Source organism: Fibrobacter sp. (assembly GCF_017545445.1).
Taxonomy (GTDB): domain Bacteria; phylum Fibrobacterota; class Fibrobacteria; order Fibrobacterales; family Fibrobacteraceae; genus Fibrobacter.
Genome location: NZ_JAFWOM010000067.1, coordinates 69,779 through 92,694, shown reverse-complemented (window position 1 = coordinate 92,694; position 22,916 = coordinate 69,779). Strand labels below are relative to the sequence as shown.

At 47.4% G+C, this 22,916-nt stretch carries 19 protein-coding genes and 1 pseudogene; 11 read left to right on the top strand and 9 right to left on the bottom strand.

Features of this window, described 5'->3' with window-relative positions:
* Nucleotides 1-87: 87 nt before the first annotated feature.
* Nucleotides 88-300: an ATP-binding protein gene (locus tag IKG78_RS07530; RefSeq protein ID WP_290941786.1), complete on the bottom strand. Its 213-nt coding sequence runs from the start codon at nucleotides 298-300 to the stop codon at nucleotides 88-90.
* A 180-nt stretch (nucleotides 301-480) separates the two neighbouring features.
* The gene (locus IKG78_RS07525) at nucleotides 481-1,251 is read right to left on the bottom strand and encodes a tRNA(His) guanylyltransferase Thg1 family protein (RefSeq protein WP_290941784.1); all 771 of its coding nucleotides are present in this window, start codon (nucleotides 1,249-1,251) and stop codon (nucleotides 481-483) included.
* A gap of 170 nt (nucleotides 1,252-1,421) precedes the next feature.
* Between IKG78_RS07525 and IKG78_RS07520 the strand changes: the two genes are divergently transcribed.
* A complete protein-coding gene (locus tag IKG78_RS07520; RefSeq protein WP_290941780.1) occupies nucleotides 1,422-2,240 on the top strand; it encodes a thioredoxin family protein in 819 nt (272 codons plus the stop codon).
* 89 nt (nucleotides 2,241-2,329) lie between these two features.
* Nucleotides 2,330-4,258 carry a cellulase family glycosylhydrolase gene (locus IKG78_RS07515; protein ID WP_290941778.1) on the top strand — a complete coding sequence of 643 codons (1,929 nt, stop codon included), beginning with the start codon at nucleotides 2,330-2,332 and terminating at the stop codon, nucleotides 4,256-4,258.
* An 88-nt stretch (nucleotides 4,259-4,346) separates the two neighbouring features.
* On the opposite strand, the gene IKG78_RS07510 is transcribed toward IKG78_RS07515, so the two are convergent.
* The 3 genes from IKG78_RS07510 to IKG78_RS07500 are packed head-to-tail and all read right to left on the bottom strand — an operon-like array spanning nucleotide 4,347 to nucleotide 5,952.
* Nucleotides 4,347-4,967 carry a low molecular weight protein-tyrosine-phosphatase gene (locus tag IKG78_RS07510; RefSeq protein WP_290941775.1) on the bottom strand — a complete coding sequence of 207 codons (621 nt, stop codon included), beginning with the start codon at nucleotides 4,965-4,967 and terminating at the stop codon, nucleotides 4,347-4,349.
* Nucleotides 4,964-5,401 (bottom strand): MarR family transcriptional regulator, encoded by a 438-nt coding sequence (locus IKG78_RS07505; protein WP_290941772.1) that lies wholly within the window; start codon nucleotides 5,399-5,401, stop codon nucleotides 4,964-4,966. Before IKG78_RS07505 ends, IKG78_RS07510 begins: the two co-directional genes overlap by 4 nt.
* 8 nt (nucleotides 5,402-5,409) lie before the next feature.
* Nucleotides 5,410-5,952, bottom strand: a complete 543-nt coding sequence (locus tag IKG78_RS07500) for a glutathione peroxidase (RefSeq protein WP_290941770.1) — start codon at nucleotides 5,950-5,952, stop codon at nucleotides 5,410-5,412.
* 156 nt (nucleotides 5,953-6,108) lie between these two features.
* On the opposite strand from IKG78_RS07500, the gene IKG78_RS07495 reads away from it, so the two are divergent.
* Complete coding sequence (locus IKG78_RS07495; protein WP_290941767.1) at nucleotides 6,109-6,486, top strand: (deoxy)nucleoside triphosphate pyrophosphohydrolase; 378 nt, start codon at nucleotides 6,109-6,111, stop codon at nucleotides 6,484-6,486.
* A 114-nt stretch (nucleotides 6,487-6,600) separates the two neighbouring features.
* Here the strand turns inward: IKG78_RS07495 and IKG78_RS07490 are convergent, their stop codons facing one another.
* Complete coding sequence (locus tag IKG78_RS07490; RefSeq protein ID WP_290941765.1) at nucleotides 6,601-7,527, bottom strand: 2-dehydropantoate 2-reductase; 927 nt, start codon at nucleotides 7,525-7,527, stop codon at nucleotides 6,601-6,603.
* A gap of 185 nt (nucleotides 7,528-7,712) precedes the next feature.
* Here IKG78_RS07490 and IKG78_RS20310 point away from each other — a divergent pair.
* Nucleotides 7,713-8,069 (top strand): annotated as a pseudogene (locus IKG78_RS20310) (Gfo/Idh/MocA family oxidoreductase); the annotation flags it as partial.
* Between the two features lie 705 nt (nucleotides 8,070-8,774).
* Nucleotides 8,775-9,737 (top strand): transporter, encoded by a 963-nt coding sequence (locus IKG78_RS20305; protein WP_366075012.1) that lies wholly within the window; start codon nucleotides 8,775-8,777, stop codon nucleotides 9,735-9,737.
* A 289-nt stretch (nucleotides 9,738-10,026) separates the two neighbouring features.
* Here IKG78_RS20305 and IKG78_RS07480 read toward each other — a convergent pair whose 3' ends face one another.
* The 3 genes from IKG78_RS07480 to pepT form a co-directional block, all read right to left on the bottom strand.
* Nucleotides 10,027-10,782, bottom strand: coding sequence for a fibrobacter succinogenes major paralogous domain-containing protein (locus tag IKG78_RS07480; RefSeq protein WP_290941760.1), 756 nt, complete (start codon nucleotides 10,780-10,782; stop codon nucleotides 10,027-10,029).
* A 62-nt stretch (nucleotides 10,783-10,844) separates the two neighbouring features.
* Nucleotides 10,845-12,401, bottom strand: a complete 1,557-nt coding sequence (locus IKG78_RS07475; RefSeq protein ID WP_290941757.1) for an SLC13 family permease — start codon at nucleotides 12,399-12,401, stop codon at nucleotides 10,845-10,847.
* A gap of 83 nt (nucleotides 12,402-12,484) precedes the next feature.
* Nucleotides 12,485-13,771, bottom strand: a complete 1,287-nt coding sequence (pepT, locus tag IKG78_RS07470) for a peptidase T (protein ID WP_290941755.1) — start codon at nucleotides 13,769-13,771, stop codon at nucleotides 12,485-12,487.
* Nucleotides 13,772-13,899: 128 nt separating this feature from the next.
* On the opposite strand from pepT, the gene IKG78_RS07465 reads away from it, so the two are divergent.
* From IKG78_RS07465 to IKG78_RS07440, 6 genes are all read left to right on the top strand, one after another.
* Nucleotides 13,900-14,610: a nitroreductase family protein gene (locus tag IKG78_RS07465; protein ID WP_290941752.1), complete on the top strand. Its 711-nt coding sequence runs from the start codon at nucleotides 13,900-13,902 to the stop codon at nucleotides 14,608-14,610.
* 153 nt (nucleotides 14,611-14,763) lie between these two features.
* Nucleotides 14,764-15,270, top strand: coding sequence for a sigma-70 family RNA polymerase sigma factor (locus IKG78_RS07460; RefSeq protein WP_290941750.1), 507 nt, complete (start codon nucleotides 14,764-14,766; stop codon nucleotides 15,268-15,270).
* Complete coding sequence (locus IKG78_RS07455; protein WP_290941747.1) at nucleotides 15,267-16,112, top strand: hypothetical protein; 846 nt, start codon at nucleotides 15,267-15,269, stop codon at nucleotides 16,110-16,112. The genes IKG78_RS07460 and IKG78_RS07455 overlap by 4 nt, the downstream gene beginning before the upstream one ends.
* Before the next feature lie 5 nt (nucleotides 16,113-16,117).
* Nucleotides 16,118-18,445: a caspase family protein gene (locus IKG78_RS07450; protein ID WP_290941744.1), complete on the top strand. Its 2,328-nt coding sequence runs from the start codon at nucleotides 16,118-16,120 to the stop codon at nucleotides 18,443-18,445.
* 224 nt (nucleotides 18,446-18,669) lie between these two features.
* Complete coding sequence (locus tag IKG78_RS07445; protein WP_290941741.1) at nucleotides 18,670-21,144, top strand: TonB-dependent receptor plug domain-containing protein; 2,475 nt, start codon at nucleotides 18,670-18,672, stop codon at nucleotides 21,142-21,144.
* The gene (locus IKG78_RS07440) at nucleotides 21,128-22,834 is read left to right on the top strand and encodes a hypothetical protein (protein ID WP_290941738.1); all 1,707 of its coding nucleotides are present in this window, start codon (nucleotides 21,128-21,130) and stop codon (nucleotides 22,832-22,834) included. Before IKG78_RS07445 ends, IKG78_RS07440 begins: the two co-directional genes overlap by 17 nt.
* Nucleotides 22,835-22,916 lie beyond the last annotated feature (82 nt).

The following is a 22,916-nucleotide window of genomic DNA, read 5'->3' as shown; positions in this document are numbered from 1 at the left end:
AATTGCGATCAATTGATGCCCTTCAATTTCAGGAACCTTGATATACTGTACTTTTGCGTCTATAGTTGGTTCAAGAGCTGCCAATGCCTAGGCAATATCTCGCTGTGTACTGTCATTGACAATCTGGCCTGTCACTTTGAGCGATGTCGGAGCAACACCGAATATTAGCCATCCCCCTTCTGTGTTGAGGAAAGCGCAAGCGGACTGCATGCCATCTTTTAATTCGCCTGTTGATTTTTTCAACTCAAGGCAACGGTGCTCATCATTTTTTATAAGTTGTCTAATTTCGTCAATTGTCATAAGGATTCTTCTTGGTAAATAATACAAAAGTATAGAAGTGCGATTGTGAAAAAGTACGGCTATTTCAAGGCAACTTATGCTTGAAGTCAAGCTGGGCGTTGCGGAGCCGGTGTCAGTTCACAGTGGGGGTTGTGGAAAATGACGGGATTAATATGACTGAAAGGACCATTTTTTACGAGGTCAAATTTCAGCAGTCCTTGGTACCGCCCCTTCGAATATGACTTCTTCGCGATTTAGGACCTTACTGAAAATCGGCATGTCGATGAGGCGTATTTCGCTGCGGATAATCAGTTTTTCAGGATTGGCGCGACATTCATGTTTAGGTGGCAATTTTTCGATTTCGTCCTTGGGTAGCCTGATTTCGAAGGTTTCTCGCCTTGCGTATGTTCCGCGTTTGAAAAATATCGGGTAATCGTTCCAGTTGATACCTTTCGACATCAGCATGTCCTGCATCTCGGAACCGTTCTTGTCTTTCAGTTGCGCATGAGAATAGACGGATCGTGCTGCCATGGAGATTGAATTCTTGGTAGCATCGAATTCACGCCAAAGGATGGTGTTCGCAGCTTCGGTCCTGTTCGGTACATTCCAGACACGACAATCGAAAGTCGCCATTCCCTTATCCGGGAAATATTTCGCGATTTCTCGATTGAACGCCACCGTTGCCACGCTTGCGATGACGGAGGTCAGTTTCGAAACTCTTCCGCCGAACAGAGGTTCCTTGACATCGGACAGAACAAGACTGATTTCATCGGACTGAACATAGCCTATCAACGCATCTGTTTCGTTGACAAGATACTTCATCGTTTCAATCATCGCATTCGACATGCCGATATCGTATGGCCGCTCCATCCCCCGCGTAAATGAGTGAAACGCCCGCCCGTCAACACGCACACAAATCGGAAGGCCTGGAATAAGGATTCGATTGGCTTCAATTCCTTCGTATAATTTCATCCGATCGCCCATTTTGTCCATCATGTGGAAATGCTCCTTGTTATATTTTCCTATGAATATATCTTGTTTGCTACCGTGATGCAAGTGGGCTCTTTGCTGACATTTTTTCATTTCAACATACTTGCTACTGATTCTTTTTGTATCTTATCACAAAAACTAAGGAATCGAAAATGATCGGCTTAAGAAAAAATTTTGCGATGAAGCTCTCTGCTTTTGTAGTGTCTGCGGTTCTCATTGCTGGTGCATCCGGTAACGCATTTGCGAAGGGCTCGCCTTCTGCAGACGAAGATATTAAAATCGTTAAAATCAACGATGACAATTTCGAAAAGGAAATTCTGCATTCCAAGAAACCTGTGATTCTTGAAGTTTCGTCAACGAGCTGCCCGCCGTGCCTTGTCATGATTCCGACGCTTATCGGTATTGCAAAAAATTACAGCGATATCAAGATTGCGTCTATCGGGATTGACGAGCCTAATATCGAGAAAATCAAGAATACGCTCCCGATTCAGGCGTTTCCGACGTTCTTTTTCATCAAGGATGGTCGCATTATAAACCAGCGCGTGGGCGTTATCAAGGAGCCCGAACTTCTGAGCGCTTTGGATTACACGCCGAAGCCGAATGCGACGCAAAAGGCGAAGAGCAAACCGAAAAAGAAGAATGCGCACAAGAATCTTGTCTGCAAGGTGGATGGCCAGTTCAATGGACTCAAGAATCTTGTGACGATTTCGTTTGTGTTCGGCGATTCAGAAATTGAGAATGTTGATATCGTGACGGATGTGTTTGTGCCGCCGGAGCAGTTCGACAGGCGCGACCAGATGATGGAACATATCCGCGCGAGTGGCAAGGGCGAGGTGGCCCCGACGATGACGGGTTTCCAGATGCATATCGACAACGATTGCCGATTCATGAAGGCGATGGACATGAAGCGCACTTCGACTTACGGCGAAATGCGCGCTGGGCTTGAGTTGCAGGGATTTACTTGCAAGTAGTTTTGTCAATCCGACAATAAAAACGCTCAAATTGCTGTGGAATACCCCCTTTATGGGGGTATTTTTTATTGTGGTAAAAAGGATGTGGTATGAAAAACAAATTTCTCTTTTTATTTTTGGCGGTTTCTGCTTCTCAGGCCGCGGTGAATTTGGGTGTAAGTCTTGGCGATAGCATCAAGCCGGTGACGCATGTGGCGACGGGTTCGCTTTACGGCCTTACCGAGACTCTTCCGAGCAATATCGAGCGTGATGTCGCTCCGCTCAAACCGAACGTGTTCCTTTCGCCGGCGCGTAGTGGTAACGGTCGCCAACAGCCGATTGGCGGGGCTTTCCTTGTGGCGCCTCGTGTCGAAAGCATCGGTGCCAAAATCCAAATTCGCCTTGCGGATGTGCTGCCGGGATGGCCCTACAAGTTCCAGAATATGGACCATTGGAAAAACGAAGTGAAATCCGTCATCAACGACAAGCTTAAATCAAACAACAAGAATTTTGACGGTTACGAAATCTGGAACGAGCCGAATGACACTTGGAAATCGAATATCGACTTCAATTCCGGTCTCTGGAAACAGACTTACGATTTGATTCGGCAGATGGACCCTGGTGCAAAGATTATCGGCCCTTCGTACTCTTTCTACCATGCTTCGCAAATGGAAGCGTTTATCAAGTATTGTGCACAGAATAACTGCTTGCCCGATGTCGTGAGCTGGCACCAGTGGGGGAGTGGTGGCTTTGTTGGAGCTGTCGAAACCTACCGCGCACTTGAAAAAAAGTATAACGTGACTCCGCGTCCGCTGAGCATCAACGAATATTCTTCGACGGAGCATTCCGAAGAAGGTTGCCCGGGTTTGTCGGTGCCGTTTATTGCAAAGTTTGAACGTCACGGCGTCGAAAGCGCAATGATTTCCTGGTGGTTTGTACCGCTTCCAGGTCGTTTGGGGAGCCTTCTCACCAAGGACAATGAACGTGGTGGCGGCTGGTGGCTTTATAAGTGGTATGGCGACATGAGCGGTTACATGGCTAAAGTGACACCGCCGAACGACAAGAGCGATGGCGTAGATGGTTTTGCCGCTCTCGACAAGAAGAAGGGCTTTGCAAGTATTGTGCTTGGCGGCAACACCAAGGGCGATGTGAATGTGAACATTTCGGGCATCCCTGCAGAATTTGGCAGTCAGGTAAATGTCTCTGTAGAATATGTTGTATGGGAAAACAAGGATAAGGCTGTTCCATCAACGAATCTGGTATCTGATAAGGAATACGATGTAAACGACGGCAAGATTACGGTACCGGTAAACATTACGAATACCAAGTATGGCTATCGTGTGTATATCACGCCGATTATTCCGCAAGCCCCTTACAAGGATACGGCTATGGAGATTCCTGGTAAAGTCGAAGTCGAAAATTACGATGTAGGCGGTTCGGGCAAGTCGTTCCTCGACAAGGACGATGACAACAAGGGCGGCGAGTATCGCGAAGACGCTGTCGATATCGTAAAAGCGGTTGATGGTTATGCCATCGGTTACACGCAAGAAGGCGAATGGCTGGAATACACAGTGAATATTGATCGTGAACAGGAATATGCTTTACAAGTTCGTTATGCGACTACTTCTGAGAATACAGGAATGAAATTGTATGTTGATGACAAGGTAGTAATTGACAATATTGCTTTTGAAAAGAGCGCGGGTTGGGATTCTTATGAGACTCTTGATGCAGGCATGGTGAAACTCCCCAAGGGCGAACATGTGCTCAAGATGGAAATTGTCGGGAACTATGTCAATATCGACTGGTTGGATTTCAAGGACCCGACGTTAACGTCATTGAATCATTCGCGCGGCGTGCACTTGAATGTTGCCGAAATGGAATATCATGTGTTTGATATGCAAGGGCGGCTTGTCACAAGGTTCATGGCTACGGGCACCGCTGATTTGCAGGCGAAAACTCGTATGGCGGTCAATCGTTCCGGCGTTTATTTGGTGAAACCGCGTTCTAGCGGGCAGATGTTTAGCGTTTCTGTGAAGTAATTGTTATTTGGGTAATTTGTGCAGTTTGCTTAAATAACATTGTCTGCACAATAAATGAAAACCGGTTCGCTTGAGCCGGTTTTGCTGTTTAATGATTTTCAATAAACCACTGGAGCATGGCTTTGCAGCCTTCGTTCACGTCTTGCCAGGTAGCTTCAAAATCGCCGGTGTACCAAGGGTCTGCAACGTCGCGACTTTTACCCGCCCAGTCCATGAGGAGAGAAATCTTGTGCGTGCTGGATTCGCGAACATCATGGTTCTGCGCAGGTTTCCGAGCATCCCGATACTGTGCGGACTTTCGAGCGTCTTGAAACTGTGCTAGTTCGCGTTCGTAAATGTCACGGGGTAAAATCCAGCGGAGATTCCGCAGGTTATTTTGATCCATGAGCACGATGTAGTCGTAATGGTTGTAGTCAGCGACGGTCATCTGGCGTGCCGTTTTCCCGCTGCAGTCGATGCCGTGACTGGCGAGCATGCGCCTTGCGGGCGGGTACACCGGATTTCCGATTTCTTCGGTGCTTGTCGCGGCGGAGGCAATTTCAAAGTCCGTGGCGGAAAGTGCTGTGTCCGTCTCGACTCCAAATTTTGTGGACGAACTAATTTTGCGCTTTCCTACTGCTGGCAAATCGCGTACCAGTTTTTTCATGACAAATTCTGCCATGGGGCTTCTGCAAATATTCCCATGGCAAACAAAGAGAATCTTGATCATGCGTTATCCTTAAAGCTGCCCAAAATTTTGTAGAGCGTGTTGTATAAGGTTTTCGCTTCGTCCGGCGATAAATTCACGCAACTTGCCATGGATTTTGGAATGCTTTTCGCCTTGCTTTGCAACAATTCGCCTTCGTCAGTAAGACAAACGGAAAGACAACGCTCGTCGGATGTTTCCCGAGTGCGTTTCACGTAGCCTTTGGCTTCTAGTTTTTTCAAAAGCGGAGTGAGCGTTCCCGAGTCGAGAAAAAGCTTTTTCCCGAGTTCGGTCACGTTGCACTTTTTCTCTTCCCACAAGACGAGCATTGCGATATATTGCGTATAAGTGAGTCCAAGCGGTTCCAAAAACGGCGTGTAGCGTCGCGTGATTTCTTTGGAAACCGCATAGAGCGGAAAGCACAGCTGGTTTTCGAGTTTAAGTTGCGGGCAATTCATGAAATGTCCTAGAGTAGTTTTTCGACGCAGGCACGGACATCTTCCATCTTGGCGGTTGGCTCAAAACGGGCGACGACGTTTCCTGCGCGATCGACGACGAATTTAGTAAAGTTCCATTTGATGTCGGGATTGTTCTTGTAATCTTTGTCGATGCTCTTGAGCAAGAGCGCCATTGCGGCGGCTTTCACGCCAAGCCCAAAACCTTCGAAACCTTTTTGCAATTTCAGATAGGTGTAAAGCGGGAGTTCGTTTGGACCGTTTACGTCGGATTTTTTCATTTGCGGAAATTCCGTGCCGTAGTTGAGCGTGCAGAATTCGTGGATTTCTTCATCGGTGCCAGGCGTTTGACCTTTGAACTGGTTGCAAGGAATGTCGATGACTACGAAACCCTTGTTGTGGAAATCGGCGTACATCTGTTCAATCGGCTTGTAATGCGGGGTGAATCCGCAGCCGGTCGCCGTGTTCACGATGAGCATGACTTGGCCCTTGAATTTAGAGAGTGGAACTTCGTTGCCTTTACCGTCGAAAAGCGTGAAATCGTAGATGTTCATGTTGTTTCTCCTTTAATTTAATTTTATACAATTAAATTTTATAAAATTAAATTAGAAAAGTCAATAGTTTTTGCTATAAAAAATTTTTATATGCAGAATTTTTGTGATTTTAGGCAATTTTTGACGCTAAATCTTGTTATTTCTACATTTTACACCATGAAATCTATAGAAGTTGTCGCAGGTGTTATCGTAGATGATGGACGCATTTTCGCCACGCAGCGCGGTTATGGCGACCAAAAAGATGGCTGGGAGTTTCCGGGCGGCAAGATGGAACCGGGCGAAACGCCTGAACAGGCGCTCGTTCGTGAACTCCAGGAAGAGCTTGCTGTTAAGGTGAATGTTGGCGAAAAGATTTGCACGGTGGAGTACGATTATCCGAAATTTCACCTGACGATGCATTGCTTTTATTGCACGCTAGCCGATGGTTGCAAGCCGAAGCTCTTGGAACACAAAGATGCCAAATGGCTTGACCGCGAAACTTTAAACACGGTCAACTGGCTCCCCGCTGACGTGGAAGTTGTGAAACATCTATAGCATCACCGTCATTTGCGAGTGACGCAATCCTGCTGCTCCGTCATTCTGAGCGCAGCGACGGGATCTATTATTTCTTAATGTCATCCCGCACTTGTTGCGGGATCGCCATCTTGTCTAGCGTTCCTTAACAAGGTCACGCGCAAGTTCAGTCCCTTCGATAAGTTCGCCTAAAAATTCGCAGTAGGGCGTCGGAATCCCGTGAGCCTTCCCGAGCTTAGTGATGGTTCCGCAGAAATACGCGTTCTCCGTTTTGCGTCCGGCCTCGATATCCTGCAGCATGGAACACTTGCCGAGCGGCGTGTAGTTACATGTGAGGCGCAAGTTTTCTTCGAGGTCTTCGTTCGTGAGCGCAAAGCCTTCGGCGTTTGCCACCTGAATGACTTCGTTCCCAATTTTTCGCACAAGTGATTGCATTACCGGGAAGTTGAAACCCGCGAATGTGGATCGGCAAATTGCTCCGATGGAATTGAAAACCGTGTTCATCAAGAGCTTTTTCCACATTTCCAGACGGATGTTTTCTGGAATCTTGTGCGTAATATGCGCCGCTTCAAAAAGTTGGTGGACGGCCTCAACGCGTTCGGAATGGCGGTTGTCTTTTTCGCCAAAGAGGATGATGCCTCGGCCAGCGCAGTCGATGTTTCCGCGCTTGTTGATGGACTGCAAATTCACGATGAATCCGTACAACGTCTTTTCTGCACCGTAAACGCGCTCGATTTCTGTTTCGGAATGCACGCCGTTCAAAAGCGAAAGCAAAGCTGTGTTCGGGCCGACTGCATTTTTGGCTTCTTCAAGCGCTTCGTTGAACTGCAAATTCTTGGTGGCGAAAATCACAAGGTCAACGACCGGGACTTCATCCGGCGTGACAAAGTTGAAGTCCGCCTTTTTCCCGTTGATGACGATTCCGCTTGCCTGGTAGCGCGCTTTGCGTTCGGCGTCCATCACGCAATAAAGCTTGTTCCCGAGAACGCTCAAGAGCTGTTCTGCCACAACGGCGCCGACAGCCCCGAGACCCACAACTGCAACACTTTTGATTTGATTCATGGTGTGAAATATATCAAATTCTAAAGTGTTTGACGGCGTGGGAGATGCCCGTTCGGTGACGGGCATGACAGGCTCGAGTGTGGGCGGCAAGTGATAAACTGGTATGATTTTATTCGGCTACAGCGGTAAACAGGGGGTGCAAAATTTTTTGGCGGTTTTGGGCGCGAGCGATTTATATTTATGGTATGAAAAATTTGAAGTTTGCGATTCTTGGGTGCGGTCACATTGCAACAAAGATGGCGGCTGCGGTAAAAACTTTGGAAAATCAGGGGATGGGCGTGGAATGTTACGCCGTTGCCTCCCGCAACTTGGAAAAGGCGACTGCTTTTGCCAAGGAATATGGATTTGAAAAAGCATATGGCAGTTACGAGGAACTTGCGGCGGATTCTTCAATCGATTTGATTTATATTGCGACACCGCATTCGCACCATCATGAATTTGCAAAACTTTGTATTGAACATGGCCGGAACATCTTGGTCGAAAAGGCGTTTACAGCAAATGCGAAACTTGCTGCAGAAGTGATTTCGCTTGCGCACGACAAGGGTGTTTTTTTGTGCGAGGCAATGTGGACGCGATTCTTGCCTGCGCTGGAGACCATCCGCAGTTGGATTCGCGATGGTCGTATTGGGAATGTGGAAACCGTTGAAGCCGATTTCTCGATGAAACTTAGCGATCGGGAGCGAATGCATGACCCGGCGCTTGCGGGGGGCGCACTGCTTGATATCGGCATTTATAGCCTTACGTTTGCGGATTTGTTCCTCGGCGAGCGTGTTGATGCTGACGGAAAAGTTGTCCGCAATGAAATTGCATCGATGGATTGCAAATGTGTCAAGTTCAAGACGGGCGTGGATGCAAGCGACTGGATAAATCTCACGTACGAAAATGGCCAAAAGGCTTATCTCAAGACTTCGATGGTCTCGCCGACGCATAACGAGGGCGTGATTTACGGAACGGCGGGGCAAATCCGTGTGCAAAACTTGAACGACATGGTAAAGCTGGAATTGCTCGATGATGCCGGGAATGTTGTTGAATCTGTTGAGCCGCCGCGTCTTTGCAACTGTTACGAATACGAAGTCCTTGCATGCAGGGAAGCGATTGAAAATCCCGCGCAGTTCCGGCATGAAATTTGCAACCACTCGGCTCCTCGCTCACTCTCAAAACAAATTATTTGGGAACGCCCGGAAATGACGCATGCGAAAACGATGGAATTCATGACGTTCATGGATAAAATCCGCGAACAGTTTGGCGTGTGTTTTCCGTTTGAAATTTCTCCAGCCGAAACATGGAACCGCGACGGCGACAAGTCTATTTTGCAAGTCTTTGATATCGAAACTGGCGAAGCGAAAGTTCTTAAGGAATTTGATGGCGTGATTGAAGCTCCGAACTGGAGTGCGGATGGAACGTTCCTCACGTACAACAGCAATGGCCGCATTTTCAAGTTCGAAATAGCGACTGGCGACGTAGTAGAAATTGAAAGTTATTTTGTCGATAACTGCAACAACGACCACGTTCTCGACCCGGATGGCAGCGGCATTTACGTAAGCCACCACACAAAAGAAGATGGCCTTTCGCGCATTTACAAGATTCACTTTGACGGACGTTTGCCGCGTTTGGTAACGCCGCTTGCTCCAAGCTATTTGCATGGCATTACACCGGACGGCAAAACGCTTGCGTACTGCGCAGAACGTAATGGCTCGTATGACATTTATACGATACCTGCGGTTGGCGGCAACGAAACGCGGCTCACGACAGCGTTTGGACTGAATGACGGCCCTGAATACGATTGCAATGGCGAATACATTTGGTTTAATTCCGAACGCTCCGGGCGCATGCAGGCTTTCTGCATGAAGGCGGATGGCTCCGGACAAACGCAAATGACGCATGACTTGCATTGGAATACTTGGTTCCCGCATATTTCGCCGGACCGTCAAAAGGTTGTGATGGTCGCTTATACGGAAACGGATGTTCGTCCGGGTGAACACGTCCCCAACAAGAGCGTAGAACTGCGTCTAATGCGTCGCAATTCCAGCGACGGTCTTCAACGCGATAGAAACGGCGCTTGTGAAAATGATGCTGCAAACTGGGGTGAACCCGAAACCATCCTCAAGCTTTTTGGCGGACAAGGAACAATCAATGTCAATTCCTGGGCACCCGACAGCAAACGATTTGCTTTTGTAAGTTACGTTCACGGCGACGATTTATCCAACTAAACACCCCTCCTCGGAACTGAAACGATCTTGCGCAAGCAAAAAAAGCCCTCGCGAATACTCGCGAGGGACTTTTACGTTAAATGAATAGCATCGTCGGGAATTGACTGGATCCTGCTCCTACGAACCTAATTCAACTAAGGCACTGAAGTGCCAAGTTTCATATATCCCCTTACAGGGTCAGGATGACGGAATCAGGTCCCTGAGCTAGCCGAAGGGCCATATTGCTCAGGATGAAGGAGTGGTGTGACCTTCCTACCGCCTACTGGCTACTTCCTACGGCCTACCGCATTTACACATTCTTCACACAACGGATGGATATCGCGTCTGAACGATACACGCCTTCGATATCGATGGAATTGTCGGTGAGGCCGAGGCGGAATGCGTTCGATTTGCCGTATTCGTCCTTGCTCCAGAATCGAGCGCGTCTGCCAAAGTGGTTGAACGTGCCGTTGTCAAAGCGGTAGCCGGCAGGCAGAGCGAAGAATCCGAAGGAATCGTAACCGGGTTCGAGCCAGAAACATGTGCTACGCAGTTCTCGGCCGTTGGATTTTTCGCTAAGATGGCTTAAAAGCTGTTCCCATTCCTTGTTGCTTGGAATGTGCCAACCTTCGGGTGCAATTCCCTGATAGTTCGGGTCTTTCATCTTGCGGTACATTTCAATATCCTTGGCCGGAGACTGTTCGCTAAATTCAGGCGGAATATCCAGAGCGGAAGTCCAAGTGTAAAGGCGACCAAACTTCTTGACGTTCGACTCTTCGTTATCGGGCGCGTAACTGTCTTTAGCTTTGAAACGCAAGTTTTCGGCCATCCAGATTTGGTCGCCGATTTGGATGGTACGGTAAGTTTCGCCGTCACGAGCGTCCGTGAACGTACCGTAGTTGTATATTTTTTCGTTATGGGCAAGGCAATCTTCGTAAGGGGTCGTATTCTTGGCATCGGGCGATTCTTTTTCGTTGGCTTTTTTGACGTAGCGTCCTAGGAAGAATGCAGAAACTGCAATGATGACGAGTACAATTATATTGAAGATGACGAATGATATATGCATGTTGACCTCCATATGCTTTAATGTATAATCTTTCTTGATGGAATTGATAGGTTTAACTTATATTATTTAAACGGGAAAATCAAAGGAGTAATGAATAAATTTGCCGCAAGGATGATAAAATTCATCGGAACCCCGATTTTAACAAAATCTGTAAAACGATAACCGCCGGGACCATAGACGAGCATGTGCGTCGGGGAACCGATGGGTGTTGCAAAACTGCTGCTCACCGAAATCATCAAAGCGATGCAGAACGTGAGCGGATTGACTCCGAGGGTTGTCGCTGCGCTTATGGCTATGGGGCAGAACATAGCCGCAGTCGCAGTGTTGCTAATAAATTCTGTAATAAAGGTCGCGACAACGCACATAACCCCAAGCGATATGTAAGGGTTGCTCCCGCAGAGGTTTAAAAGGTTATTTGCAATCATCTGCGCGACGCCCGTAGTTTCCAAAGCTTTCCCCAGGCAGATACTGCCCGCGAAAACCATGAGGATTTCCCAGTTGATGGAGTTCATCGCTTGTGAACTCGTGCAACAGCGGAAGATAATCATGGCGGCAGCGGCGAGCAAGCAAGAAGAAAGCAACGGCAGTATATTGAATGCAGAAAGAAGGACCATTGTAACCATGATGGCCGCCGAGATGGCCGTTTTCTTGCTGTATTTTTTGACGAGACCCGCATTTTCGAGAACGCCTTCCAGATGCTCGTTTTTCAAGTGCAAGTTGTTGCAAATCCATTGGAGCTGATCTGCTTTGCCCGAAACGATGATGGCATCTGCACCCATGATGATGGAATCGGGTGTGGCGACTTCGACTTCGTTGTCAAAACGGCGGATGGCGAGAATTGAATTCTTGTCTTTTTCGAATCCACGTGGGTTGTTCTCGTAGATTTCTTGCAGTGTCATTCCGATGAAATTGTGTTTCGAAGGCACTCGGAGCTCCAATGTCAAATCGTCATCTTCGACACTGCTTAAAGGCGACTTCCGTTCGGGTAAAAGCTTTTGCATGGCGATGATAGACAAAACGCCCACGGCAAGGCAGAACAGGCCGCAAAGCGTTGTCGAGAATATGCCGAGCTGGATTCCGGTGGTATCGTTGTAAAGCCCCGAAATGATGATGTTTGGCGGCGTGCCGATCAATGTGCAGATGCCGCCCATTCCAGAAGCGTAGCTGAGCGGAATCAAAAGCTTGGAAGGCGAAATGCCAAGCTTTTTAGACCATATCTTTACGATATTGATAAAGAGCGCAACGACAGTCGTGTTTGTCAATAATGAACTCAAAAAGGCGACGGGGAGCATGACGCGTGTAATTGCACCCGTCAATGTTTTGGGAGAACCCATCAAATGTTTAACAATCCAGTTTAAAACGCCGGTATGGTTGAGGCCCGCAATAACGGCATAGAGGACTCCGATAACGAGGACGGAAGGCGAACTGAAACCGCCAAAAGCGCCTTTGGCATCGACAACTCCGCTCACGAACAAAATGGACATGGCGGCAAGAAAGATGATGTCTGTACGCAGTTTTGAAAAAATCATGGCTGCAAAAAGCGCGAGGACTACAGCTATTGTAAACCACGCGTTTCCTGACAGCCCCAATAATTCAAAAGAAAGAAGCCCCTGTAACATTTTTTCTCCTTTTGACTTGAAAATGTATAATAATATTACAGGAATTTCAAACGGCTTCTTATTTCAAATTGGAATGACTCGTTCTATCCTTTGCTTTTGGCGATGCCTTTGATGATTTGCACTACGGCTTGCATGCCTTCGACGGTCACATGTTCGAAAGGCCCGTGGTAGCCGTAGCCGCCTGTGCCGAGATTCGGGCAAGGAAGCCCCATGAAACTGAGCTTTGCTCCGTCGGTTCCGCCGCGGACGGGGTCGCTAACAGCGTGGATTCCGATGGATTCGATAGCGGTGCGTGCCCTGTCCAGAATTTCGGGCGTTTTCTCGATGACTTGCAGCATGTTGCTGTAGGAATGCTTGAGCTCAAGTTCGACGATTGAGCCGCCGGCACGGTTTTCGCTAGCTTTGGCAAATGGCGTACCGCCGAATTTTTCGTTGAACTTTTCCGCAATTTCCTTGAGGTAATTTTGGCGGTCTTCGAATCGCGTCTGGTCGTGGTCGCGGACGATGTAGCTGAGCGTCGCTTCAGTCACGTCGCCTTGCATTTCGGTCAAGTGGTAGAACCCTTCGCGGCCCTCGGTCGTGGCTGGCGTTTCTTTTTCAGGAAGTGCCATTGCGATTTCGGCGGCCATGAGGCTTGCGTTTTTCATGATGCCTTTTGCCTCACCGGGGTGGACTCCTTTGCCATGGATTTTGAACGTGGCACTTGCGGCGTTGAAGTTTTCGTACGCGATTTCGCCTTCGTAGCCGCCATCGACGGTGTAAGCGTATTTCGCTTTGAAATAATCCAAGTCCAAGCGGTCGGCCCCGCGTCCGATTTCTTCGTCAGGCGTAAAGCAGACCCAGATATCGCCGTGCCCTGAGAGATTCTCGTAGCCGCGACTTTCGGCGTGGCGGTCCGTTTCGGCGAGTTCTTCCATGGCGGTCACGATTTCTGCAATGCCTGCTTTGTCGTCTGCACCGAGGAGCGTCGCGCCGTCGGTTGTGATGAGCGTGCGGCCCTTGAGCCACTTGAGCGTCGGGAAGTCATCGACTTTGAGCGTTGCTCCCGAGCCTGCGAGCAATACGTCGGCACCGTCGTAATCTTCGATGATTTGCGGTTTCGGGTTCTCGCCCGAAAAGTCCGGCGAGGTGTCCATGTGGCTGATGAAACCGATTGGGGTGTCTTTTTCACGCCCTGCGGTAGCCGGCAAAAGCCCATAGACGTAGCCGTTTTCATCCATTTTCACTTGCGAAAGCCCGATATTTTCCAGTTCTTCGACCAAATATTTTGCGAGTTCAAGTTGCTGAGGCGTGCTCGGACAAGTTTCGCTAGATTCATCGGATGTGGTCGTATAACTGATGTACTTTAAAAAACGTTCTTGGATATTCATAATGAGCTCCCCCAAAAAATTAAAATAATTGTTCCTTTTTACACATATAAAATTTATCTTTTTTTTGATGATAAAGAAACCATTGGGGTGACATTTTTTTCGATTTCGCTGTTATAAATGGAGGGACCATGACTTTAGAAGAAGCCGTTTTTGCACGCCATTCCGTGCGTAGGTACAGTTCTACACCGCTTAGCCAAGAGCAGGTGGAAGAATTGCATGCCCGGATTGCGAAGTTGAACGAAAATTTCGCGCTCCACATGCAACTTGTTTTGAATGACGATGTGGCGTTCAGTGGTCGCCTGGCACATTACGGCTCGTTCAGAAACGTCAAAAACTACATTGCGGTTGCCGGGCAAAAGACAGTTGCGGGTTGCGAATCCTCGTTCGATGAACGCGTAGGCTATGCGACTGCGGATATCGTGCTTTTGGCACAGACTTTGGGGCTGAATACATGCGTGGTGGGGCTTACGTTCAAGAAAACGCCGACGATTGAAATCGACAATGGCGAAAAGCTGGAACTCGTGATTGCGATTGGCCATGGCGAAACGCAGGGCGTGCAGCACCCGATGAAACCTGTAACGCGGATTGCTCCCGATTACGACTCTGCCCCGGATTGGTTCAAGAAGGGGATCGACTGCGTGATGCTAGCGCCTTCGGCTTTGAACCAGTTCAAGGCCCGGTTTACGGTAGATGAAAGCGGTCGCGTGACGGCGAAACACCGTTTGGGCTATTTTGCCAAGGTGGATCTCGGTATTTTCAAGTATTTCTTTGAATTGGGGTCGGGCAAAGAAATTTTCCGCAAGTCGATGCAGACTTTACGAAGTTCTGACTCGGTTTAGCACTGTCATTCCAACCGCATTGCATTGTCATCCCGGCTGAATCGCTTTGTCATCCCGGCCTTGTGCCGGGATCGCCTTTTTGTTGATAGAGAATAATTCAAAATTTTTAAATTTTATGGTAACACTTTTGACCTCCTCTGGTGTTACATAAACGTGAAAAGCCTAAAAACCTTAGATAAAGCAGGATTTGCGAAGATTTACGAGACGTACGCGCCTATGGTCTATAGGCGTTGCTTGCAACTCCTTCAAGATGACGCAGAAGCGAGCGATTTGATGCAAGACGTTTTTTTGCGGATTTATTCTGCGACGGAGCGTCTGGATTTAGAATCGCCGAGCAGCCTTTTGTGGAACACGGCAACGAGACTTTGCCTGAACCGCATTCGCGACAAGCGTCGTCGTGGACTTGACGTAGATTCTTCGAGCCTGCTTTTGAATATCGCATGTGCCGAAGACGAATGTGACGATTACGAAACGAAAAGCAAGTTGGCAAAACTCTTTTCGAAGGAACCCGAATCTAGCCGCACAATGGCGGTGCTCCATTTTGTCGATGGTATGACGCTCGAAGAAACGGCTCGTGAAGTCGGGCTTTCGGTAAGCGGAGTGCGCAAGCGTTTGCGTGGGTTACAGGCCAAAGTTAAAACTCTGGAGGTAAAGTTATGATTCCCGATTGGAAATTAGAACGATTCCTGACTGGCGATTTGCCGGATGAAGAAATGAATATGCTTCGCGAACTCGAAGTAACTGACGTGGTGTTTGCAAATCGCGTAAAAATGCTCCGCGAAGACAACAAGGCGATTTTGAACAAGTTGCCGTTCAAAACGTTGGCCGGGAAGTTGGCTGATGTGCCAGAAACTGCGGATGTTCTTGAAACAGCGAACGTCGCGGACTCTGCACAACATGCGAATGCTGCGAGAATTGCGCCGCGCTTTACGCTTATGAAATTTGCGGCTGCGGCCATGTTCATTTTTGCAGTGGCCTTGGTGGCGTTCATGGCGCAGCGTGAAACCGTCGTGGCTGGTGGAAATGCAGCCGGAAACGGCGACGATGTTGCTGCTGTCGATGGTTCGCAAATTACGCAGGTTGCATTTGCCGAAACCCAGTCTGATACGCGAATTAAGGGACTTGACGCTCGCATGGAAGTCTGGAAAAAGACGGATGCTGGAATCGTGCAGTTGCAGGACCTCGATGAAGTCCGCGAAGGCGACGAAATCCAGTTGCGTTACGCAGTGCCAGAAAAATGTTTCGGCCTCCTTTTCAGCATGGATGGCAATGGAGCCTTGACGCTCCACATGGGCGATGGCGTTAAAGCGATTGAGCTTACTCCCGGTAAAATGAATTCGCTCCCATTTGCTTACAAATTAGATGACGCCCCTTACTTTGAAAAATTCTTCTTCGTGACTTCTCCGAAGGAATTTGCGGTCGAAGAAAATGATGTCGATAAGTTGCTCAAGAGAAGCGATGTAAAGGTGATTGGTTTTACTCTCAAAAAGGCGGGTAAATAATGTTTATGATATCTAATAAAACTTTTGGCGTGCTTTCTGCAATGTCTTTTGGATTTATTTTGGCGTTGTTGCTTTTGGCATCTCATGCCAATGCGGCTAATGTGACGAATGCTACGGAATCCGCCCGCATCAACCGCTATGTGATTGCCGTAAGCGCAAACAACGGCGGTTCGGGCCGCCCGATGTTACGTTATGCAGAAAGCGATGCACGCTCTTTTGCAAAAGTGCTCAAAGAAATGGGCGGCGTGATGCCGCAGAACGTGATTCTCGTGAAAGAACCGTCTGTTGAAGCATTGCAAAAGGAACTTTCGAATCTCGATGCTAAAATTTTGCAAGACAAAAAATCCAACGGACGCGACGAGGTGCTTGTCTATTACAGTGGACATGCGGACGAAAACGGCCTTCGCTTGGGTAATGAAACTTACACATGGAAAGATTTACGCAATCGCATTGACGCTCTCAGCGCCGACGTGAAAATTGCCGTGATTGACGCTTGCGGTTCCGGGGCCATTACCCGCGTGAAAGGCGGTAAGGCGGTGCCCGCGTTCATGGTCGATCAGAGCAGCGACATGAAAGGCTATGCGTTTATCACAAGCAGCACGCAAGATGAATCGAGCCAGGAAAGCGATAAACTCAAGGGATCGTTCTTTACGCATTCGCTGGTAAGCGGACTTCGCGGAGCTGGCGACTTGAGCAGCGACGGGAAGGTGACTTTGTCCGAAGCGTACCAGTTCGCCTTTAACGAGACGCTGCAAAAAACCGAAACGACGATGGGGGGCGCTCAGCATCCGAGCCGCGACATGAATCTCGCCGGTACGGGCGACGTGGTGATGACGGATTTGCGTACGACAAGTGCGGGGCTTGATTTGGATGAAGGTGTATATGGACGCTTGTACATCCGCGATGAAAATGGCGAACTCGTGGCAGAACTCAACAAGAAGCGGGGCCATGCAATGAGCCTTGGCCTCCCGGCTGGGCGTTATGCGGTGAACCTCCAACAAGATATTGATTACATGGGCGCAACTGTAATACTTTCGAATGGAAAACGCGAAAAGATGACGCTCGAAAATTTCAAGAGCGTTATGGCGGAACAGACGGTGCTTCGCGGTGAACTGAAACGCAGAGGGACTTGTGAAAACGGAGACGCTATCGCATGTTCCCTGGATTCGCTCGACCGCAATGGAAGGTATCGCACGACGTTCAATATCATCGATAGCGATAAAGAGCCGCGTAAAGGTTTGCAGGTAGGCTTGCTTGTGACACGTACAAGGGATTACATGCTCGGTTCTCAAATTAGTTTGGCTGCAAATATCACTCAAAAGGAAATGCATGGTTTGCAATTGACGACCGGAATCAACATTGCTAGACATCGTTTTGAGGGAGTTCAGATTTCGACAGCCTTGAACTATGCCGGTTCTTTCGACGGAGTCCAGGTCAGTTCGGGTGTAAACCTTTCAAGACAAAAGTCTTCGGGCGTTCAAGCCGGTATCGTGAATTTGGCTTTAGACACTTTGGACGGCGTTCAAGCCTCGGCAGGTATCAATTATGCCAAAGTAACGAAAGTGCAAGCGACAGCAGGCATCAACGTGGCAGAATCCGCGAATGTGCAGGCTGTAGCTGGAATCAATGTCGCGTCAAAATCGAACGTCCAAGTGACGGCGGGCATCAATGCGGCCAAGGAGAGCGATATTCAAGTGGCCGCTGGCATAAATGTATCCCATGAAAATAATAAACTTCAAGTAGGCGTTATCAACTACGCGTCTAATGAAAAAGGCCGCCAATGGGGCATTGTCAACATTTGTGGAAACTGCGAAAAATCTCCAGTCGGCATCATCAACATCGTCGGAAACGGAGTATGGAGTGCAACTCCTTACATCAACGAAATGGGTGCGCTCGGCGGCTCAGTGCATTTGGGAACTGCTTATTTCTACTCCAATATCGAATGGGCGGGATTCTTCAAGAAAGGCTCTGGCTTCAGCAAGTTTGAAAAATTCTACGAAAGTGGATTCGGCATAGGAACTCAATTTGGAAAGTACGGAAGCCACTTTGAATTAGAATACACGTTCTTTAACGTTTATGACAAATTTGACCTTGACGAACGAGACGATTTCAAGACAGGATTCCACCATCGCGGAAGAGTGGGCTATGTGTATCAGTTGTTCCCGTTCTTTGGCATTTCAGTCGGCGCAACGCTGAACTTGACGAGCGAAGGATACTTGAATAAACTCTTGCTCAAGCCGCTTGCCGATTACCACGATGATGTGAGCTACAAGAATCATAAAGGTCGTTGGTGGCCGGGATTCTATGCAGGGCTGACCGTAGGCCGATTCTAGTTTGGATGCTGGACAATGACCGTTGGCCTGTAGTCATTAGTTATTGGTTGTTAGAAAAGTCATCCTATTTAGATAGGGTGATTTTTTTGTTTGCGACCTTAGCCTTTGCGTGGGATGTCATTTTCTTTTACCGTAAATTTTTAAATTTTTTCAATTATGTGGTAACACTTTTCGCTCGTTAAGGTGTTTCATAGGGGAAAGGAATTGAAATTGTAATGAAATTTATGTTGAGGATAATTTTTTTTGTATCGGTTGTGGTGGCGATTGCCGCTGCCCGTGAAAGCATTGTTTTTAACGGCGTTGTGCAGGATTCCTCTTTTGCAGTGGGCGAAAAGCTGAATGTCGAAATCCTTGAAACGGGCGAAGCGTTACAGACGACTGTGGGTACGCCTTTTAGCGTTGTGCTCCCGGAAGATACGCTTTGGAACGTATGTGTGACAAATTCGGATACGGCGGGAGCCGAAAAGGAAAAATGTTATGAATTGATTTATCTTGGTAGCGATAGCACGTTCAGCATGACGCTGGGGGAAATGTTTGTGGATTCTATCGTGCCTGCGGCAATCCAGAATGACAGTAGTAACGTTGCCTCAGCCGATTCTCATTTCACTTCAGCATCCGTCAATTCTTCGTCATTGCAAGCCGAAGATGCAGCAACCTCTGATAGTACTTCTGCTGTTGATGTGGATAAACTTCTTGCCGCAGACAGTTCTAACTCGAAAATTACCGAACTCAAAAAAGTCGTGGTGCAGCTGCGTCGCCGCCCTAAACGTAAACCCGGCGAATCTGTTGTCTCTGCAAAGTCCATCAAACGCATGCCGGGCCTTGCCGAAGCGGATGTCATCAAGAGCATCCAGGCGCTCCCGGGCGTTGTCGCGAGTTCTGATTTCAGTTCCAAGATTTACGTGCGTGGCGGTGCTGCCGACCAAAATTTGTTCTTATTCGATAATGCGGTTGTTTATTCGCCGGTGCATTTCTTCGGCTTGTTCAGCACGTTCCTCGTCGAAGGCATTGACGACGTGCAGTTCTACAAGAGCGGATTCCCGGCTCAGTACGGCAACCGCTTGAGTTCTGTGCTGAAGATGGATGGCCGTGCAGGAGGTCAGGATTCTGTGGAAGAATGGTTCAGCAAAACAAGCGTAAAGATTAGCACGTTTGCGGCCCAACTCCATACCGAAGGACACAAGGGCCCGGCCCGTTGGGTGCTTGCTGGCCGCACGACTTACATCGGCTATATTCTCGATTTGTGCAATGCCATTGGGCTTTTGGACCTTGACCTCGATTATGAATTTACGGACTTGCAGGGAACGTTCATATTCGATTTCTCGAAAGATACTCGCCTCAAGTTCAGCTATTACATCGGTAAGGACAAATTAGAATTTGACCCGCTTTACATGGACTGGGGAAACGTTGCAATCCCGCTTGGTTTCTATCACCGTTTTAATGGCGACTGGGATTACAATGCGACGTTTGCTTACAGTAAATTCTACCAGACGATGAAGGTTAGCGACCTCATGTCGATTGAAATGTTACTTTATACATTCTCAGGAAAGCAATGGTTGAATTTCCGAGGCATCGAAAATCATACGTTTACGTTCGGCTACGAACTGGAATACGATTACGAACGTTATCAGGAATCAATGGCATCGATTTCGGTTGCTGATATCGAAAAGACGTTCCATCATGTCGCTTATGTGCAAGATGCGTGGAAAATTTCGCCGGATTTCTTGCTGCAATATGGCCTGCGATTCAATTATCAGACGGCTTCGAAACATTTTGGCGTAGAGCCGCGAGCTTCTGTGACGATGAACCTCGACGATTCGAAAACGCTGGAACTTTATGGCGGCTACTATTTGCAATACATGAATTCAATTGTCTATACAGACCAAGAAACGTTAAACGAATTTTATTATCCGGCAACGACGACTACGGACGGCAAGCATATCAAGCCCGCGTCTTCGTGGCTCTTTGCGACGGAGTACAGCCAACGTGACCTCTTTGAAGGCTATGATTTTACAGCAGGCATTTACTACAAGACGCAAAATAACTTGAACACCTTTACAATGGTGTCGGATAGCAGTGAAGAAACTTCTTCCAAGTCCTTCGTGATTGCGGATGGCTTTGGAACAGCAAGTGGCTATTCATTCGGTTATGAACTTTCACTCCGCAAAGATAAAGGTTGGTGGTTCGGCGGAATCAACTGGAGCCAAAGCATCAGCGTGATGCGAGCAAACGACGGCACTAAGGCGTATTTCCCCAGTTGGCATCAGCCGTACGCATTAAAACTGGATTTAGGCATCAACTGGAAAGGCGACGAAGACGCTCTGTGGAAACACAAGAAAAAAGGTCGTTATTTCCGCTCGTCGCTCGCACTTAAATATTCATCGGGCATGCCGATTAGTGAATACAAAGGATATTATGTATCGCAAGATTTGGGACACCAAAAATATACGGATGAAGTTGTTGTGCTTCCGGGTAGCCGCAATGCAGGTCGCCAAACGGATTACTTCCGCATAGACTTGAAGGCAATAGACATCGGACGCGAAGGCAAGTGGAACTTTAGCTGGACGATTATCAACTTGACGAATCACGATAACATGTTCTTTACTTTCTATGATACGCGCAAGAATCCTCCGAAGAAAACAAAAATTACTCAGTTCCCCTTTTTACCGATTATGCTGAATTATGAATACTATTTTTAGAGTGATTAGTGGTTGGTGGTTAGTGGTTGGTTTACTGCTTGCTGCTTGTGATTTCCATGGCCCATGGGAATACTATCCCGAAGAACGCGAAGTCTATACAGGCATTTATACGTATGGTTACGTGATGGCGCATGGAAATCCCTATGTCTGTTTTTCAAAGGTCTACCAGCTTGAAGAAACTTCATCGCAGGATTTTGCGTTTTACGATAGCGCAAATGTTTCAGTTTCTGGTCGCTTTGTGACGGGTGAAAAATTTGAAAGAATTGATACAACTGCGGTTCTTGAACCAAAATCGTCGAACCCGAATTGCTTTTATACACCTTATATGTTTTACGGAATTTCTGGCGAATCATATGAGCTAAGCGCCTCCTTTAAATGGGATAGCGCTGGCCATGCGGTGCAATCGACCTATAAGGCTATCGCAACGATTCCGAATCGGGTGACAGTCAAGGGCATGAATGTGCCGCAACAGAAGGGTGGCTATGTGTGGCAAGAAAATCGCAGTGAATCTAATTTGTTCTATGTGAGTTTTTTGGAATATCCGATGGATATGGAATTTGTGAAGGCCGCTTTGGATTATGATAAAACTGTACGAGGCGTACTTTCGATTATGAATTACGACATAAGAGATGGTGAATCGCAAAATACCACGATGAATCAGATGTTCAAAGGAATAAAAGATGCTGATGAAGAAGGGTATCGAGGAATTGCAATGCATGATCCTTTAGAAACTCAACAGAATCTTGGATTTTCATCAAACAGGATCGTGGCAGGGATAAAAAATCTTGACACACTTTATCTTATGAATATGATGCTCCCGATAGGCTCGATCTCGGTAGATCTTTATTCGACTGATGATGCATATGTTGATTATATGGAAAAGGTAAAACAGTCTGTATCGGATTCACGTGTTGTTCCAGAATCAAATATTGAAAATGGAATGGGCGTGTTTTGCGGAATGGCAAAAACGACAATTAACATAGAAGTTAGTGGTGATGCTGTTGGCTTTTCACACATGGCTTGGAGCAATTGCAAGGACACAGAGGGCGATAATGCCGATAGTTGGGATTCTCGTGGTTGTAGACTTTATCAGGATGTTACTTGCTCTGGAATGTCGAATGAAGATGTTTATTTATATGGTTTGCAAAAAGCTAATGAAATGGTGTCCTTGCTTTATCGGGATTCTGTTTATAATAGGAATGTTAAAACGTGCTATGCATCCAACGTAAAAGCCGCAATGACGCTTGATACTACCAAGTGGTCGCAGTTTTTGCCGGATACAATCAATGCAGAAGAAAAGTCTAAAGCGTATGATGAAGGTTTAAAACGTTACTGCGTGGCAAATAATTTCAAAAATAATAACCTTGCGAACTGTTCTCAACTTCAAAAGGATTGTTTGGAACGCCCGGAAAAGAACGAATGCAAAGAATATCTGTGGCTTTGGTGTGCCGACCGTGATTGGAATATGCAGGATTACGAACAGTGCCGCTCGGCTTTTGTGAGCCGTTATTATCTTCAGGAATTAAAATCAAGTATTCTTCATCGCGAAGTGGAAAATGTATGTGGAGATAGAGAAATTGGATTATTAGAAATTCGTGATGATGGTACGGAGGTGACAAAATCCGTGTTCCGTACCCAGATATGTGAAAATTGGTGCAAAGTCGAGGACGATCAAGTAAAATGCCAATAATTAAATCCATTTCAAAAAAATCTTCAAACACGGTGACACTTTTGAAGCGTTCAGGTGTTTAAATAATGTAATTTAGAGACAA